Consider the following 17594-nt stretch of genomic DNA (forward strand, 5'->3'; position numbering starts at 1 on the left):
GCCGGCTCAGGCGGCCTTCTTCGCCTTGCGGGCAACCCCGCTCAAACCCTTTGTCAGCTGGAACAGGCCGTTGAGGCGGCTCTGCGGGTCGTTCCACGCACGGTTGATCACCAGCTTCATGTCCGGCCGCAGCTTGGCCGTCCCCTTCAGGCGGTCGACATAGGCCAGCAGTCCTGCCGGGTCCGGGAAGTCGTCCTTGTGGAAGGTGACGAGCGTGCCGCGCGGACCCACGTCGATCTTCGCAATGTTGGCTGCAATCGCCTGGTGCTTGATCTCGATCAGCTTGACGAGGTTCGCGGTTGCATCGGGCAGCGGGCCGAAGCGGTCGATCATCTCGGCTGCCATCGCTTCGATCTCGGCCTTGTCCTGCGCATCGTTTAGGCGGCGATACAGCGCCATGCGTACGGCGAGGTCGGGGACGTAGTCTTCCGGGATCATGATCGGCGCATCGACCGTGATTTGCGGGCTGACGCTCTCCGGCTTGGCTTCGAGACCCGCCGCGCCTGCCTTTGCCGCCAGGATCGCGTCTTCCAGCATCGACTGGTAGAGTTCGAACCCGACCTCGCGGATGTGGCCCGACTGCTCGTCGCCGAGCAGGTTGCCTGCACCGCGAATGTCGAGGTCGTGGCTGGCAAGCTGAAAGCCTGCGCCGAGGCTGTCGAGATCGCCCAGCACCTTGAGACGCTTTTCAGCGACTTCGGACAGAGCGACGTTCTTCTCGTAGGTGAGATAGGCGTAGGCGCGCAGCTTGGACCGGCCGACGCGGCCACGCAGCTGGTAGAGCTGGGCGAGGCCGAAAATGTCGGCGCGGTGGATGATGATGGTGTTCGCGCTCGGCAGGTCGAGTCCGGATTCGACGATCGTGGTCGAAAGCAGCACGTCGTACTTGCCCTCGTAGAAGGCGCTCATGCGCTCTTCGATTTCGCCTGCGCCCATCTGGCCGTGCGCGGCGACGTATTTCACTTCCGGCACGTGTTCATGGAGCCAGTCGGACACAGCCTCCATGTCGGAAATGCGCGGCACGACGATGAAGCTCTGCCCGCCGCGATGATGCTCGCGCAGCAGCGCCTCGCGCATCACCATGTCGTCCCATTCCATGACGTAGGTCCGCACCGCGAGGCGGTCGACCGGCGGGGTCTGGATGGTGGAGAGCTCGCGCAGGCCGGTCATCGCCATCTGCAACGTGCGCGGGATCGGCGTCGCGGTGAGGGTCAGCATGTGCACGTTGGAGCGCAGCTGCTTGAGCTTCTCCTTGTGCGTCACCCCGAAGCGCTGCTCCTCGTCGACGATAACGAGGCCCAGGTTCTTGAACTTGGTGCTCTTCGACAGAATCGCATGGGTGCCTACGACGATATCGATATCGCCCTTTTCGAGGCCCTCGCGCGTTTCGCCCATTTCCTTCGACGGTACGAGACGGCTGAGGCGCCCGATCTTGAGCGGGAAGCCGGAGAAGCGTTCGACGAAGTTGGTGTAGTGCTGGCGGGCGAGCAGGGTGGTCGGCGCGACGACGGCGACCTGCTGGCCGTTCATCGCCGCGACGAATGCGGCGCGCAGGGCGACCTCGGTCTTGCCGAAGCCGACATCGCCGCAGACCAGCCGGTCCATCGGCTTGCCGCTTTCGAGATCGCGCAGCACGTCGGCGATCGCGCGGTCCTGGTCGTCGGTTTCCTCCCACGGAAAGCGGTCGACGAACTGGTTGTAGCTGGCCTCGTCCGCTTCGAAGACCGGTGCCTTGCGCAGCGCGCGTTCGGCGGCGACCTTCATCAGTTCGCCGGCAATCTCGCGGATGCGCTCCTTCAGGCGGGCGCGGCGCTTCTGCCATGCTTCGCCGCCGAGGCGGTCGAGCTGCACGGCCTCTTCGCTGCTGCCGTAGCGGCTGAGGACGTCGATATTCTCGACCGGGATGTAGAGTTTGTCGCCGCCGCGATATTCGAGCATCACGCAGTCGTGCTGGCTCTTGCCGACCGGGACAGGTTCCAGCCCGAGATACTTGCCGATGCCGTGCTCGACATGGACGACGAGGTCGCCGCGCCCGAGCGCCTGCAATTCGGCGAGGAAGGCATCGGAATCCTTCTTGCGCTTGCGGCGCCGCACCAGGCGGTCGCCGAGCACGTCCTGCTCGGTCAGCAGTTCAAGCTGCTCGTTGGCGAAACCGGTATCGATCGGCAGGACCAGCGCGACTGCCGATCCCTTGGCCGCGAGCCCCAGCGCTTCCTGCCAGCTTTCGGCAGGCTTCGTCTCCGCGCCGGCTTCCGACAGGATCGAGGCGATGCGTAAGCGGCTACCGGTCGAATAGGCGGCGAAGATCGGCTTCTTGCCCGATTTCAGGACCGCGTTAAGATGCTTGGCCGCCGCTTCGTAGATATTGTCGCCGCGGGCCCGCTCGGGCGCGAAGTCGCGTGCGGAACTGAAGCCGAAATCGACCACTTTGGCGCTGTCCGGCTCGGCGAAGATCGTCGCGCGGTGGGCGGGCGCGGCATCGAGCTCGCGCCCGAATTCGTCGTGTTCGAGATAGAGCGCGTCCTGCGGCAGCGGGCGATAGCTGCCCTTGGCCTGTCCGCTGGCGGTTTTGCGCTGCTCGAAATAGTCGGCGATATCGGACAGGCGCTCTTCGCCCGCCTGCAGCGCTGCGCTGTCGATCACCAGCAGGTCGTCGTCGCCGAGATGGTCGAACAGGGTCGCCATGCGCTCTTCGAACAGCGGCAGCCAGTGTTCCATCCCGGCGAGCCTGCGGCCTTCGCTGACCGCCTCGTAAAGTGGGTCCTGCGTGGCGGCGGCGCCGAACATCTCGCGGTAGCGGCTGCGGAAACGTTTGATGCTGTCTTCGTCGAGAAGCGCTTCGCTGGCCGGAAGCAGCAGGTGCGACTTAAGCACGCCGGTGCTCATTTGCGTATTCGGATCGAAGCTGCGCAGGCTCTCCAGCTCGTCGCCGAAAAAGTCGAGGCGCAGCCCTTCGTCGAGGCTCGAGGGGAAGATGTCGACGATCGAGCCGCGCACGGCATATTCGCCCTTGTCGACCACCGTGTCGGTGCGGCTGTAGCCCTGTCGCTGGAGGAGGGCGGATAGGCTCTCGCGGCCGATCTCCACGCCCTGCTTGAACTCGCGTACGCTCTCGCGGATGCGGAACGGGGTGAGGACGCGCTGGGTGACCGCGTTCACGGTCGTCACGAGCAGCTGCGAGCCGGTCTTGCCCGCCTGCAGGCGATAGAGCGCCGCCAACCGCCGTGCGCTGACCGAAAGGGCCGGGCTGGCGCGGTCGTAAGGCAGGCAGTCCCACGCGGGGAATTCGACGACTTCGAGCTCGGGCGCGAAGAAGTGCGCCGCATCGGTCACTGCCCGCATTGCCGCATCGTCCGCCGCGATGAACACCGCGCGGCCCTTCGCCGCGCGCGCGAGGTCGGCCATCACCAGCGGCTGCGCACCGCGGGCGACGGAAGACAGGGTCAGGGGCTGTTTCGCCGCGAGGATGCGGTTGAGGTCGGGCATTTCAGGTCAAACGTAGAAGGGCTCGCGAGTATCCCGTCAGCGCGGGATCTCCACGTAATCGAGCTTTTGCATCAATTCGATCATCTCGCCCTGGAAGCGTTCGGGCGTCGGCTGGGTCTTGAGCGCCCATGCCATGACGTCGACGTCGTCTTCGGCGAGAAGGTCTTCGAACCAGTCCATTTCCGCTTCGCCCCAACGGGCATGATAGCGGTCGAAAAAGCCGCCGATCATGTAGTCGGCTTCGCGCGTGCCGCGGTGCCATGCGCGGTATTTCGCGCGGGCGAGGCGTTCGGCCATGTCGGGTGTCTGCGGATTATCGGGCATGGCGCAGCGGGTAGGGCACTCGCATTGGCTGCGCAAGCGGCTATAGGACTGGGCAATGCGGCCCGAAATCCTCAACCCGCTGTTCGTGGAAACCGACGCGCTCGACGGCGTCGGGCCGAAGCTGCGCAAGCCGCTGGAAAAGCTCGGGCTGACGCGGGTGAAGGACGTCGCCTACCACCTGCCCGAACGCTTCGTGACGCGCCGTCCGATCGAGACGCTCGACGAGGGGAGCGAGGGCGAGCAGGTCGTCATCGCGCTTACCCCGACCGAGCATCGCGCCGCACGCAACCAGCGCGGCCCGTATCGCGTGCTGGCACAGGACAGCATCGGCAACATCTGCGCGCTGACCTATTTCGGACGTGCTTCCTACACCGCGAAAAAGCTTCTGCCGGTGGGCGAGAAGCGCTGGGTCGCCGGGCGGCTCGACCGGTATGGCGACATGCTCCAGATCGTCCACCCCGACCATGTGCTGGAAGAAAGCGGCGCGTCGCTCGCGCGGCTGTGCGAGCCGGTTTACGCGCTGTCCGAGGGGCTGACGCAGCCGAGGGTCGCGTCTCTCGTTGCACAGGCGCTCGAACGGCTGCCTGACCTGCCCGAGTGGATCGAGCCCGGACAGTTTGACAAGCAGAAATGGCCCAGCTGGTCCGATGCGCTCAAGCTGGCGCACAAGGGCGAGCACGAGGGCGCGCGCGACCGGCTCGCCTATGACGAATTGCTCGCCAACAGCCTCGCTCTCATGCTTGTGCGGGCGGACAACCGCCGGCGCAAGGGGCAGGCGCTGAAGGGCAACGGTTCGCTGCGGGACAAGCTGCAACTGCCCTACGAGCTGACGGGAGCGCAGGCGCGCAGCGTGCGCGAGATCGAGGGCGACCTCGCGCAGGAAGCGCCCATGCTGCGCCTGCTGCAGGGCGATGTCGGTGCGGGCAAGACGGTGGTCGCGCTCGAGGCGATGCTGATCGCCTGCGAGGCGGGCAAACAGGCGGCGCTCCTCGCTCCGACCGAAATCCTCGCCCGCCAGCATTTCGAGACATTGCGCGCGATGGCGCGGCCTACCGGTGTCGAGGTCGCGCTGCTCACCGGGCGCGACAAGGGCAGGGCGCGCGAAAGCATCCTGATGGGGCTCATGGACGGCAGCATCGACATCGTCGTCGGCACCCACGCGATTTTCCAAGACAGCGTGTCCTACAAGGACCTCGCGCTGGTCGTGATCGACGAGCAGCACCGCTTCGGTGTCGCCCAGCGGCTGCAACTGGCGAGCAAGGGCAAGGCCGCTCCGCATACGCTGGCGATGACCGCGACCCCGATCCCGCGCACGCTGACGCTCGCGCAATATGGTGAGATGGATGTGAGCAAGCTCGACGAGATGCCTCCGGGCCGCCAGCCGATCGACACGCGCGTCGTCTCGCAGGAGAGGATCGCGGACGTAGTCGAGGCGGTCGGGCGGCACATGGAAGCAGGCCAGCAGGCTTACTGGGTCTGCCCAATGGTCCGCGAGAACGAGAACGAGGATATCGCGGCGGCCGAGGCGCGATACGCAGCCCTGAAAGAGCGTTTCGGCGATGCGGTGGTGCTCGTCCATGGCCAGCTTGCACCGGAGATGAAGGACGCCGCGATGGAGCACTTCGCCAGCGGTGCGGCGAGCTTGCTGGTCGCCACGACCGTGATCGAGGTCGGCGTCGACGTTCCCGCCGCGACGCTGATGGTGATCGAACAGGCCGAACGCTTCGGCCTCGCACAGCTCCACCAGCTTCGCGGACGCGTCGGGCGGGGGAGCGAGAAGTCGACCTGCCTGCTGCTGCGCGGCGATGACCTGTCGGAAACCGGCCGCGAACGGCTGGCGCTGATGCGCGAGACGCAGGACGGGTTCCGGCTCGCCGAGGAAGACCTGCGCCTGCGCGGCGGCGGCGAATTGCTCGGCACGCGCCAATCGGGCGACACGCCGTTCCGCGTCGCCTCGCTCGAGCAGATCACCAAGCTGCTCCCGCTGGCGCATGACGATGCGCGGCTGCTGATGGAGCGCGACGGCGGCCTGTCGGGCGAACGCGGCGAGGCCGCGCGCGTGCTGCTCTACCTGTTCGAGCGCGACTGGGGCGTGCAGCTACTCAGGGGCGGCTAACGTGTTTTCGCAACGAGCGCTGCAACCAGCGCGTCGGCGGCCATGGTGACGTCTTCCCACGTCGCGCGGAAATTGTCTTCGCCGCCGTACCACGGATCGGACAATTCGCGCCCTTCGGAGCCCGGCACGATATCGAGCAGCATGGATACCCGCGCCCGGGCATCGTCCGGTTCGATCCGGGCGATATTCGTCATGTTCGAGCGGTCCATGCCGAAAATGAAATCGAAGGCGTGGAAGTCCCCGACCGTCAGCTGACGACCGCGATAGCCGGAAATGTCGATCCCGTGCTTCTCGGCCACTTCGATACTGCGCGGATCGGGCGGTTCGCCGACGTGATAGGCCGCAGTGCCGGCGCTATCGACCTCCACCGCGAGGCCCGCTTCCGCCGCGGCCCTGCGGAACGCGGCCTCGGCGAGCGGAGAGCGGCAGATATTGCCGAGACAGACGAACAGGACGCGGTGGCTGGTCATGCACGGCTCCTACTGGACCGCGCGCCCCGGCGGCAATAGGAAGCTCGGCAACAAGGGAGATACTCGATGAAGCACCTGCTCGCCGCCACAGCCGCGATTTCCATCCTCGTCGCGACGCCTGTCGCAGCCGACGACCACATGTCGGCCGCAGAAACCTACAAGGAACTGCGCGAGGAAATCTGGCAGGCGACGCTCGATAGCAACCCGCAGCTGGCAACGAGCATCGGTGACCGGCGCGGCGACGGGAAGCTGGGCGATCTTTCGCTCGAAGGCTTCGACCGCGAGGTCGCGGAATCGAAGGCCTTCCTCGCCCGGTTGGAGGCGATCGACCCGGCGAGCCTGCCCGAAGACCTGCAGGTCGATTACGCTATCCTCAAGCGCAGTTTCGAGGACGGGATCGCGGGCGCCGAGTTCGACCAGACGCGCTACATGATCTTCACCAATCGCGGCGGCTGGTTCACCGGTTTCGCTTCGCTTCCCTATCGCTCGCCGCTCTTCGGCCTGGCCGACTACGAGAGCTACGTGGGTCGCCTGGAATCCTTCGCTCAGCTCAATGAAGACGGCATCGCTCGCAGCCGCATGGCCGTCGAGCGCGGGCTGACGCAGCCGTGCGAGCCGATGCAGGGGCTGGAACAGCGCATCCAGACGCAGATCGTCGACGACTACACGACCTCGCCCTTCTGGCGTCCCTTCGCCGAGCGCCCGTCGACCATCTCGGAAAGCGAGTGGGAATCGCTCAAGGACCGCGCCACCGTCGCGCTGGAAGAGGGGGTATTCCCCTCCTACCGCGACTTCCTCGACTTCTATCTCACCGAATATGCGCCCAAGTGCCGGACCGGCCTGCCGGGGATCGGCGATACGCCCGGCGGCGATGACTATTACGCCTACCGCGTGCGCCTCTTCACCACGACCGACATGACGCCGGACGAGGTGCACAATCTCGGCCTGTCCGAAGTCGCGCGCATCCGCGCGGAGATGGAGCAGGTCGCGGCCGATGCCGGATTCGAAAGCCGCGAGGCCTTCATCGAACACCTGCGCACCGATCCGCAGTATTACGCCAAGACGCCCGAAGAGCTGATGACGGCGGCAAGCGCGCTCGCCAAGCAGATCGACGGGTGGATGCCCAAGCTGTTCGGCAATTTGCCGCGCCAGCCTTACACGGTCTCGCCTATTCCCGCGGCGCAGGCTCCGGGCAATACCACTGCCTATTACGAGCCGGGTTCGCTCGAGACGGGCCAGGCCGGCATTTACCGCGTGAACACGACCGAGCTCGACCAGCGCCCGCTTTGGGAGCTGCCCGCGCTCGGTGTGCATGAGGCAGTGCCGGGCCACCACCACCAGATCGCTCTCCAGCAGGAGCTCGACATCCATCCGTTGCGCGCGAACGGAACCTTCTTCACCGCCTTCGTCGAGGGGTGGGGCCTCTATTCCGAGCGGCTCGGCATCGAGATGGGGCTGTATGACACGCCCGCCAAGCAAATGGGGCGCCTGAGCTACGAAATGTGGCGCGCGACGCGCCTCGTCGTCGATACCGGCATGCATTCGAAGGGCTGGACCAAGCAGCAGGCGGTCGATTTCATGCTCGACAACACCGCGCTGACCGAGGCGAATATCGATGCGGAGGTCAATCGCTACATCACCTGGCCCGGCCAGGCGTTGGCCTACAAGATCGGCGAATTGAAGATCCGAGAACTGCGCACGCGCGCGGAAAAAGCGCTCGGGGCCGATTTCGACCTGCGCGCCTTCCACGATGCGGTGCTGGAAAACGGTTCGATCCCGCTCAACGTGCTCGAAGAGCATATCGACGACTGGATCGCGGAGCAGCAGGCGGAGGGCTGATCAGGCCGTCGCGGCGAAGGTTTCCTCGACCACTTCCCGCACATTGACGACGGCCTTGAGCCGCGCGCCGAGCAGCGCCGTTCCGCTGACCTTGCGCTGGACGAACAGCGTCTCGGCGGGCGGAACGTGCCACGTCTCGCGGTCCTCGGCGATCGCCATGCCCTCGTCGCGCAGCGGCGGGACAAAGGCGCGGTCGCCGAAGTCGAAAGGTGCATCCTTCGCCATTTCGCCGACGATGATGTCGATCATCCGGTCGACCCGCTCGCGGTGCTTCTCGATCACCACCGGGCTGACGAAACCGGCCGCGACCGATTCTTCGCGCACACGGTCCTGGTCGCGGTCGAGGCCCGCTTCAAGCAGGCGGCGATAGCTGCGCTGGATATCGGGAGCGACTGCGCGGGTCGCGCCGAAATCGAGCAGCACGACGCGCCCGCTTTCGCGCTGGTAGCGGTAATTGGCGAAATTGGGGTCGGTCTGCATGACGCCGAATTCGAACAGCTCGCGCGCTACGAGGCGGATAAGCCGTTCGAACACTTCGTTGCGCAGATCCTGCGGCTCGTCGGCGAGCGTTTCGATCGGGATGCCCTCGACGAAGCTCATCGCGAGGATTTTCTCGCGCGTCAGCCCTTCGTGCAGTTCGGGAATGATGAACCCGGGACGGTCGGCGAGGCGTTCGCGATAGAGCCGCATTTGCTCGCCTTCGCGGATGTAGTCGGCCTCCTCGTGCAGCTGTTCTTTCGCGGCCTTGAGCAGCGGATCGAGGTCCAGCTGCTTGGGCAGCAGGCCGGATACGCGAAGGAGCGTCGCGACATTGTCGACATCGCTGTCGATGCTTTGCGCGACACCCGGGTATTGGACCTTGATCGCCAGCGTCTCGCCGTCGCGGGTGACGGCCCGGTGGACTTGGCCGATGCTGGCTGCAGCAATCGGGCGCGGCTCGAAGCGGCGGAACTGGCGGCGCCAGTCCTTGCCCCATTGCTCGGCGAGCACCTTGTCCAGCTGGTGCGGCGGCATGAAATTCGCCCGGTCGCGCAGTGCGGCGAGGATATCGGCCAGTTCGGGAGGCAGGAAATCGCCTGCGTCCATGCTGATCATCTGGCCCAGCTTCATCGCAGCGCCGCGGAGGTGCGAAAGGCGGTCGGTCAGGCGCTTCGCATTGCCCGGCGTAAGCAGAAGCTCGTCCATCCGGGGACGCTCGCCCGCTGCGAGCCTGCGCGCGCCTTCCGCCAACATTCCGCCGGCAACGCCGCCGGCGAGCCTCGAAAAGCCGCCCAAACGAGAAAGGCGCCCACTGGGGACGGCGCGGTGGCGGCTCGGAAGATCGTCGTCAGCCATGGATACGATATGGGGCGCGGCCACCCAACGGCAAGCCGCGCCCCATGCCCTTCATTCGGTATTACCTACGCGCGAAATTCACATAGAGCGCGTGGATCACGCCCGGCACGAAGAAAATCAGCGTGAGGATCAGGTTGATCCAGAAATCGCGGTCGAGGCCGTGACGCAGGAAGACGCCGACCGGCGGGATGAGGATGCTCAGGATCAGTACGATAAGGCCCATTATTCAACTCCGTAATTCAGCAAGTGACGTGTTACCGTCCGTTGCCCAATCAACGGCGGCTCGCTCGTAGAGTTCCGTTCGCGGAGACGGAACATCCGGGCTCCCGGTGCGTTTGAACCCGCTAATTTGGTCCGCAGGAGTCTCCGCTTTCAAACAGTCAGTCGATCTTCCCAGGGGCACGCTCGCGCTCGGATATGCGGGATTGCTGCCGCAGCTTGCCGCGCTTGTGCTGGTGGTGGCTGGCGGCGAGTGGGCCTGGATCGCGCTGGCGTCTTCCCACGCCTATGCCTCGCTGATTTTCAGCTTCCTCGGCGGAGTGTGGTGGGGGCAGGCACTGCAAACGAGCAATCCGCCGAGTTGGGTGCTTCCCATAGCCGTGATGCCCAGCCTGATCGGCCTCGCGCTGTTCCTGCCGTGGACGCTCGGCTGGCCGTGGCCGGGGCCGTCGCTGCTGTGGCTCGGCCTGCTGATCGCAGCATCGCCGCTGGTCGACCGCGCCCTCGGCTTTCACGAGCACGCGTGGATGCGCCTGCGATGGCACCTCTCGCTCGGGCTGGGCGGATTGTCGGTAATGATTGCAGTCATCGCCCTGAGCGGGCGGTGACACGCTATTCGATAGCGTAGCGGGTGCGCAGGCTGAAGCTGCTCCCGGCAGCCATGCTCCCGCTTGGCCGGATGCGGAAATGCGTAATGTTCGCATCGCACCCATCGGCATCTGCGGTCGGCTGGTATGTCCAGCTCGCCCCGCCGTCGGACGAGAACTCGAGATGGTCCGCTGCGTCCGTCAGCGACGAAAAATTGTAGGCCAGTCCGCTAGTCGGTGAGCCTTGCGTAAAGACGACGGGCAAGCCCGACCCCGCCGCATTGAAGCACATCTTTGCTTCTGGCGGACCGGCATCGGCGATCGAAATCGTATTGGCGTCGGTCGGCGAGATGCCGGTGTTCGACACCGTGATGAGATAGTCGACCAGCGCGCCCGGGATCGCCTTGGGATTGTTGGTCCCGTTGACCGGATCGGACACGAGCGAACTGACCTTCGTCACCGAAAGTGCGGTTGCCGGACGACAGAAATTGATGTCGTGCAGGGCAATCCCCTGCTGTCCCGGATCGCTCGGCGCGAGCGAGTGGTTTCCGTAGCGGATCACGATCGTATCGATGGGCTGCGAAAAGGTGACGGTGATGTTGCCGTCGGGACGGTCGGAATCCGACGCGGCATCGCCATAGGCGGTGTTCCCGATGACATAGTTTGATGCGCCGTTCGTCACCGTCGGAGTGACCAAAGCGCCGTTCAGTCGTCCGAACACTTCGATCCGGTCGGCGAACTGCCCGGCTGCGTAGTCGATATCGAAAATGCTGAACTGCGCGCCCTGCATCTTGGCCGGCAGCGAAATCGTGGTGGTCACGACCTGCGATGTGTTGGCCATGTCGACAAGCTGCAGCAGCGTGAACTGCCCGGTGCCGCCGTGGACGATGTTCTGCCGCGAGGGAGACTGGCCCCCTACGGTGGCATTGTTGAGCCAGGTGCCGGGGTTCGACATCGAGAAGCCGATGTTGCCGAGGGTTCCGAGCGAGTAGGAGGCCGAGGTGGTGCCGGCGGTCCAGGAGATGCTGTCCCAGTCGAAGATGATATTGGAGTTCGGGCACGAAAGGACGGGCGGCGTACCGGCAACACGCGGGCCAGCAACCGTCATGGTAGCAGTCGCGTAATCGTCCTCCGACGTTGCGCCGTTCGCCGGGGTCGAGTCGCTGTCGAAGGTGCTGCTGGCCCAGACTTCCGCCCGGTTGGTCAGGACTGCCCCTGCGCTCGCATTGATCGTCCCGCTGATGTCCAGCGTGACGCTTTGGCCCGGAGCGAGGGTACCGGCATTCCAGTCACCGGTCGTCGGATTGAAGGTCCCGGTACCCGTGTGGCCGGTATAGTTGAAACCGGCAGGAAGGGTGTCGCGAACGACGACCCCGGTGGCGGTCCTGCTGGAAAGCGACGAATTGGTGAGCGTGAGGCGGAAAGTGGCCGTGGCGCCGGAAGCCGGGCTGGCATTGAGCGCCGTCTTCGCCAGCGACAGGTCGGCGGCAGGACGCGCGTAGGAGAAGTCCGAGATGCCCGTGAACTGGCCCGTGGGGTCGCCGGTGCCCGTGTAGCTGAAATAGACGATTCGGATCCGTTTGACCGCGGTCGTACCGAAATTGAATCGCAGGTCGCCATTGGTCGCTGCCGTGTCCGACGGAGATACGCCGGTCCAGCCGTTCACCGCCGCATCGCTGGTCCTGCTGACCGAGACACTCGCGGTCCAGAAGCCCGAGTTTGTCGCCGAGTTCTGCCACACGCCATTGCCGGTGTCGTAATAGACCTCGATCGCATCACGGAACGAGCCGTTGTCGATATCGGTCAGCACGAACTGCAGGTTCTTTACCGCTTCCGACAGGTTGAAAATCGTCGTGATCTTGTCGTTCGGATCGTAGCTCGAGTTGTCGAAGTTGAGCAGCAGCGGCTGCGGGGCGCTGCCGATCGTGCCGGTATAGTAGGACAGAAATCCGCCATAGCTGGGCACGAACGTACCGCCGTTGACCTGCGCGCTGTAGCTGACCTGCACACTCGTGCCGTCGGTGCCGGTCGCAGTGAAATTGCTCGGCGCCGCCTGGAGGTTGGTCAGGCCGGCAGAGGCCCAGTCGATCGTTTCGGTCTGCGCGCTCGCCGGCGCAGCGATCAGTGCCGCAAAGGCTGCCAGAAGGCCTGCGATAGCCCGAAGGAGCTTCGGCGAGATGGCGTGCCCCGTCATTTGCGGCCTAGCCCCAGAAACGAGAAGCTGTCTGCGTCGAACTTGATCCGGACACTGGCGTAGAGACCCTCATCGGTGTCGCGCATGCCCGAAAAGTCGGGGTCGCGAAAGCCGGTTATGTTGTAGCCGACATTGAGCAGCACGCCCTTGGCCGGGACGAACCCGACGTTCGGACCGACGGCATAGCTGACCGTGTCGTCACCGAGGTTTGCACGCACGGTCGCGCTTGCCCCGATCTCGAAGCGCTCACCGACACCGATCCGTGCATCGAGCCCGGCGAAGGTCGAAACGCTGTCCAGTTCGAACCCGCCATAGCTATCCAGATTGTAGCGAGCGCCGAGGAACAGGCCGATCTCGCTGCGGCGGGCGAGTTCTTCCGTCTCGTCGCCGTCGCGGGGCGACCAGTTGGTCGAAAGGCTTGCGATCAGGCGCTTGGCGCCGGCATCGCCCGAAACCGTCAATGCGGTCCGACCCGCAGGGCCGGCTTCACCCAGCACTGCATTGGAGACGGAATCGCTACGGAACTCCAGCTTCCCGAGGAAGGCAATTTCGGATTCTGCGGGGCGATGAGCCAGCGCGATTGCCGCGTCCATGACTTCGGTCTGCGCGCCATTGGTGCCTTCTGCCGTGGTCCAGCTGAAGCCCGAACCGACCACGCTACCTTCGCCGAGCTGTCGGATCGCACCGAGCGACACACCCCAGCGGTCGGCATATTCGCCATCGCGATATTCGCCGCGTGCCGTCGCGCTCCACGCTCCATCGCGCCAGGCTCCGCCGAGCGTTACTGCCGTAAAGTCCTCGAAGAGCGCGCCGCCGGGACCGAACTGGCCGCCGCTTGCTGCAGGCTGGTCGACATTGACGAGATCGTCGACCTGCGGCGAACCGTCGAGGGTCCAGTTGCTGTCGAAAGTGGCATCGAGCGACAGCTTCGGGTTCACCTGCCAGGTCTGGGCGAGGCCGAAGGCTGCGAAGCTGCGATTGCCACGTTCGCCGATATCCTGCTTGCCGAGCGTGCTGGAAACGCGCCCGCCGACCCACGGCGTTAGCTCGAAACCGCCGCGCAGCGTGCTGCTTTCGAAACCGTTGCCATCGGCAAATTCGTAGTCGGCGATGATCCGCACGTCGTTCGTGATCGCGTAGCGCGCGCCGACACGATGGCGCAGGGGCAGGTCGACGGAATCGGTCGAATCGAGCGGCATCGAAGTCGCAGCCGTCAGCTCGAGCTTGTTGTGGAACATGCGCTGCGTCGCGCCTGCTTCGAGGACGGTGGAACGGTTGGAAGTGCCATCCGTGAGACGGTCATCGAAATGCGCGATGCCGACGCGGATGTCGGAATTGGTCGAGGAATAGCCGAGTTCGACCTGGGCAGCACGGCGACGGGCCGCATCGGTCAGGCTGTCGTCCTGCCACAGGCTCGCGATAATGCTCATCTGCTCCGAGAGGCGCATGCGGGCATCGGCACCGATCTTCCGGCGACCAAGCTCGGCATTGTTCTGCTGGCCGACCCCGAAGGTCGATTCCGCCGACTTGGCATAAGCGAGCAGGTCGAGCTTGCCCGACTGGTGCTGCGCTTCGATCAGCCAGGCCATCGAGTTTTCGCCCGAGGTACGGCTGCCGGCGATTTCCGCGCGCAGTTCGGTCGAATTGCCGAGCTTGGCGCGAAGGTCGAGACCGACGATGTTGGTCCGCAGGTCGTCGCCGCCATCGCTGATCATGGTTGCACCGATGCGAAGGGTGTCGCCGCCATTGCGCCAGTCAATCCGTCCGCCCGCATTCATGACGCCGCCGCCGAGCTGGTCGGTTTCATATTCGATGACGATGAACTGCGGGTTGAGATCGAAGTCGCGGCTCAGGACCGGCTGCTTGAAGCTGATCGTGCCGGCGAGGAAGTCGATGTCGTAGTCGAGGAAACGCGTCAGTTCGCGGCGCTCGACGATGAGCTCGGAACGGAAGCGGTCGCGGACTTCGAGGATGACGTTTTCGGTATTGGGGACGATCGCCCGGCTGCCGAGACGATACGGTCCGCTGATACCCTGTCCCTGGATCTCGTCACGGCGGAAGCGGGTTCCGGCTTCGGCGCCGAACGCCTTGATACCGAACTGGCCGATCCGCGCTTCGCCGCTGACGCCGGTCGCCACGCGGCGATAATTGGCAAGGCGCGTCTGGTCGAAGTTGGTTTCGAAATCGCCATACTGAACGTTGAAGGCCGGCCCCTCGACGCGGGCATAGACCTTTTCGCGCGATGCTGCGTCGAACTGGCGAACGGATGCGTCGCCGAAGACCGTGTAATAGGCTTGCGGATCGAGCGTGCCGAGCACGCGCTGATCGCCCCGGTCCTTCGCGCTGTCATAGGCGAAGGTGACCAGAAGGTCTTTCGCGACCGGGCCCTTCGCATAGACCGCGACGCGGGCTTCCTCGCCAAGGTCGCTTGCGAAATTGCCGGCGCGGTCCATTCCGTCGGCAACGGTGCGCGAACCGATCGATGCTTCGGCCAGGCCGACGACGGTCCAGTCGATATCGCCGGGGGCGATCCAGGTTTCCAACTGCTGTTCGCGCGACACTTCCCCGTCGTCGAAACGGAAGGTCAGCTGCAGGGCGCCGCTGGTCATCGTCGGGGCAAGCTCGATCAGCGCGATCCCGCTTTCGTCGGCGACCGTCCAGCGGGCCGAGGTAGGGCCCTGGCGGGTCAGCTGGTTCAGTTGCTGGCGGGTAATCTGCTCGGCGCTTTCGTAGGGCGCATTGAGCGTGAAGTCGCCGGACACGCCCTCGCGAAGCGGGCGATTGTTCCGATCGAGAATGCGGACCGCGACAACCGGGCGAGTGCGACCGTCGGCCACCAGGCGAGACTGGTCTGCGACCAGTTCGACCTTGGTCGGGAGGTTGGTGAAGAAAACGGGGCGCTCGTGGCGCGACGCGACAAAGCCGTCCGCACCGAGAATCTCGGCCGCCAGCAAGGTCCGTTCGCCGGACAGCGGCACGCCGCGCCAGGTGCTCACGGCGAATCCGCCGCGCTCGGGCTTGCGGATGCCGTCGAAGGCCAAGGCGTCGACAGGCTTTCCATCGACGAACAGGCGCACGGTCTGTTCTTTGCGGTGGCGGATCGCGACGCGGATGGCAGGTGCGCGCGGGTTCGCATCGAGCGTCGGGGCGAGCCAGCCGTCCGGGCCATCGCCGAGCGACAGCCAGTCGGTTTCATTCGGGATTGCCTCGCCCTCGACCGTGTCGGAGAGGGTCGGGCTATTGGCGTTGCGTTCAGCCGCCTCGACGCGAAGCTGGTCGAGCACATCCTGCGGCACGGTTGCATGGAAATCCGCCACGGCAAGCGATCCGCCCTGTCCGATAACGAACAGCGAGGTTGCGCTGCCGGCGCTGCGGGAGGACCGGTTGCAATCGACGAAGCCCGAGCCTTCCGGCAGCGTCATGGGCGACGCCTGTACGACATGGGTGCCCGGCACGACTCCGTCGAAGTGATATCGGCCGTCCCGGTCGGTGATCGCGAAGCTGCCGTCCTCGAGCATGACGCGCACGCCCGGGATGCCGATACGTCCGCTGCGAACGCTGCAGTCGCCAGCGGAAATCCGTCCGATGATGGTCATGCGGCCGCTGATTGCGTCGCGCTCGACGCGCACCGACGCTTCCGTGCGCGAGGATCGGCCGAGGCTGTCGGTCACTACTGCGACGTTGTTCGCATAGCCCGGCTGGGCATCGGGACGCACTGTCATCGCATAGACGATGCGGCTCGAGCTTCCGCCGGCGATGTCGCCGAGCGAGAATTGCAGGCTGCGCCCGTCCGGAGCGATGCTAACACTTCCCTCCGCCGGTTCGGCGCCGTCGATCCGGACGGAATCGAGGCGCGGACGAAGCCAGACAGACGGCGTATCGACCACGGTCACATCGCGCTTCACGCGGAACGGATCGGTGTTGCGGACAGTCAGAGTGTAGAAGATCGCATCGCCGGGCTGGGCGATCTGGCGCGATGCCTCCTTGGTAATGGCAACTGCACCCGAGGGCGCATCGAGCGGAATGTCGATCTGGACCGGAGTCGGGTCGGTCAGCACGAAGCTGGCGCCGTAGGATGCATCGGTAATTACGAAGCTGCGCCCGTCAGGCCGCGTCAGCCGCGCAATCTCGTTGGGCGAGGCTTGCGACGGCGCGCTGTAGGGGGAGGGGGGCTCGATCCGCAGGACGTAGGTCCCGAGATTGGTTAGCGGGAACCAGAACTCGCCGGCGCCCATTTCGACGACGTTTCCGGTGGCATCGGTGACCGGCTCGCCTGAAATTACCGTCGATGGCCAAGGGGTTACGCCATCCTCGGCGAAGACCTGCGCAGGTTGGCCGGTGATTGCATCGACCAGCGAAACGACCGCGCCGGAAACCGGTGCGCCGGTCTCGCTGTCGAAGACCACGCCGAACGGATCCGCAAGCACGCTTACCGTGGTCTGCAGAACGATCGTACCTTCGCCCGGGCGCAGGGCGCTGATCGTTACGACATCTTCATCGACGACGCTGAGTACGCAATCGCCGGGCTGCACCGGCGGCGGCGTCCGGCGTGTCGCAATCCGGCCAGCAAAAACTCCGGTGTTCTCGCCAGTCTCGAAGACGGTGATCTCTTCCTGGTCGCCGGATCGGCCGTTGATCCGGATCGCCAGGCTGTCGATCGCACCGGCATCGGTATTCGCTTCGGGCAGGGCGATCGTGAAGATCAGGTCCTGGCCTGCGCGAAGCACGCTCGTCGGCTTCACATTGGTCAGCGTCGGCGCGTTTGCCCTCACCGAGGAGGTCGAAATCGACGTGCCGCATGACGGCTGGTAGATGGCGTATTGCTCGCCCATCCCCGGGACGTAGGTGACGATCTCGGGCGGACGCGTCGCCACTTGCAGCTCGACCGGGTTGGATCGGCCGGAATATTCCCGACCATCGTGCGACCAGCTGGCATTCGCGACGTTGACGATCGTTTGCGCACGCGCCGGCCCTGCAGGCACGACCGATTGCAGCAATACCACGAGGAGTATTGCTGCAATCAG

10 protein-coding genes are annotated in these 17594 nt (G+C 65.2%); 3 read left to right on the plus strand and 7 right to left on the minus strand.

The genetic code is table 11. From position 1 onward, the window contains the following. Positions 1–6: 6 nt before the first annotated feature. Both mfd and EO245_RS08010 read right to left on the minus strand, forming a co-directional pair. Positions 7–3486, minus strand: coding sequence for a transcription-repair coupling factor (gene mfd, locus EO245_RS08005; RefSeq protein WP_128892427.1), 3480 nt, complete (start codon positions 3484–3486; stop codon positions 7–9). 36 nt (positions 3487–3522) lie between these two features. Then, positions 3523–3810, minus strand: a complete 288-nt coding sequence (locus EO245_RS08010) for a succinate dehydrogenase assembly factor 2 (RefSeq protein ID WP_234026853.1) — start codon at positions 3808–3810, stop codon at positions 3523–3525. A 55-nt stretch (positions 3811–3865) separates the two neighbouring features. Between EO245_RS08010 and recG the strand changes: the two genes are divergently transcribed. Beyond that, the gene (gene recG / locus EO245_RS08015; protein ID WP_128892428.1) at positions 3866–5926 is read left to right on the plus strand and encodes an ATP-dependent DNA helicase RecG; all 2061 of its coding nucleotides are present in this window, start codon (positions 3866–3868) and stop codon (positions 5924–5926) included. Here the strand turns inward: recG and EO245_RS08020 are convergent. Beyond that, positions 5923–6396 carry a low molecular weight protein-tyrosine-phosphatase gene (locus EO245_RS08020; RefSeq protein ID WP_128892429.1) on the minus strand — a complete coding sequence of 158 codons (474 nt, stop codon included), beginning with the start codon at positions 6394–6396 and terminating at the stop codon, positions 5923–5925. The genes recG and EO245_RS08020 overlap by 4 nt on opposite strands. 66 nt (positions 6397–6462) lie before the next feature. Here EO245_RS08020 and EO245_RS08025 point away from each other — a divergent pair, with 66 nt between their 5' ends. Further along, entirely contained in the window at positions 6463–8235 is a 1773-nt protein-coding gene (locus tag EO245_RS08025) for a DUF885 family protein (protein ID WP_128892430.1), read from the plus strand. Here the strand turns inward: EO245_RS08025 and EO245_RS08030 are convergent, their stop codons facing one another. Continuing rightward, on the minus strand, positions 8236–9570 hold the full coding sequence (locus EO245_RS08030) for an AarF/ABC1/UbiB kinase family protein (RefSeq protein WP_128892431.1): 1335 nt from the start codon (positions 9568–9570) through the stop codon (positions 8236–8238). 61 nt (positions 9571–9631) lie between these two features. Continuing rightward, positions 9632–9793, minus strand: coding sequence for a YqaE/Pmp3 family membrane protein (locus EO245_RS08035; protein ID WP_128892432.1), 162 nt, complete (start codon positions 9791–9793; stop codon positions 9632–9634). Between the two features lie 106 nt (positions 9794–9899). Between EO245_RS08035 and EO245_RS08040 the strand changes: the two genes are divergently transcribed. Next, positions 9900–10397 carry a DUF3429 domain-containing protein gene (locus EO245_RS08040; RefSeq protein WP_255416936.1) on the plus strand — a complete coding sequence of 166 codons (498 nt, stop codon included), beginning with the start codon at positions 9900–9902 and terminating at the stop codon, positions 10395–10397. A gap of 4 nt (positions 10398–10401) precedes the next feature. Here the strand turns inward: EO245_RS08040 and EO245_RS08045 are convergent, their stop codons facing one another. Both EO245_RS08045 and EO245_RS08050 read right to left on the minus strand, forming a co-directional pair. Continuing rightward, positions 10402–12570: a DUF11 domain-containing protein gene (locus tag EO245_RS08045; RefSeq protein WP_128892433.1), complete on the minus strand. Its 2169-nt coding sequence runs from the start codon at positions 12568–12570 to the stop codon at positions 10402–10404. Continuing rightward, complete coding sequence (locus EO245_RS08050; protein WP_234026855.1) at positions 12567–17573, minus strand: hypothetical protein; 5007 nt, start codon at positions 17571–17573, stop codon at positions 12567–12569. The genes EO245_RS08045 and EO245_RS08050 overlap by 4 nt, the downstream gene beginning before the upstream one ends. Positions 17574–17594 lie beyond the last annotated feature (21 nt).

The sequence above is a fragment of the Erythrobacter sp. HKB08 genome (genome assembly GCF_004114695.1).
In the GTDB taxonomy this organism is placed as follows: domain Bacteria; phylum Pseudomonadota; class Alphaproteobacteria; order Sphingomonadales; family Sphingomonadaceae; genus Parerythrobacter_A.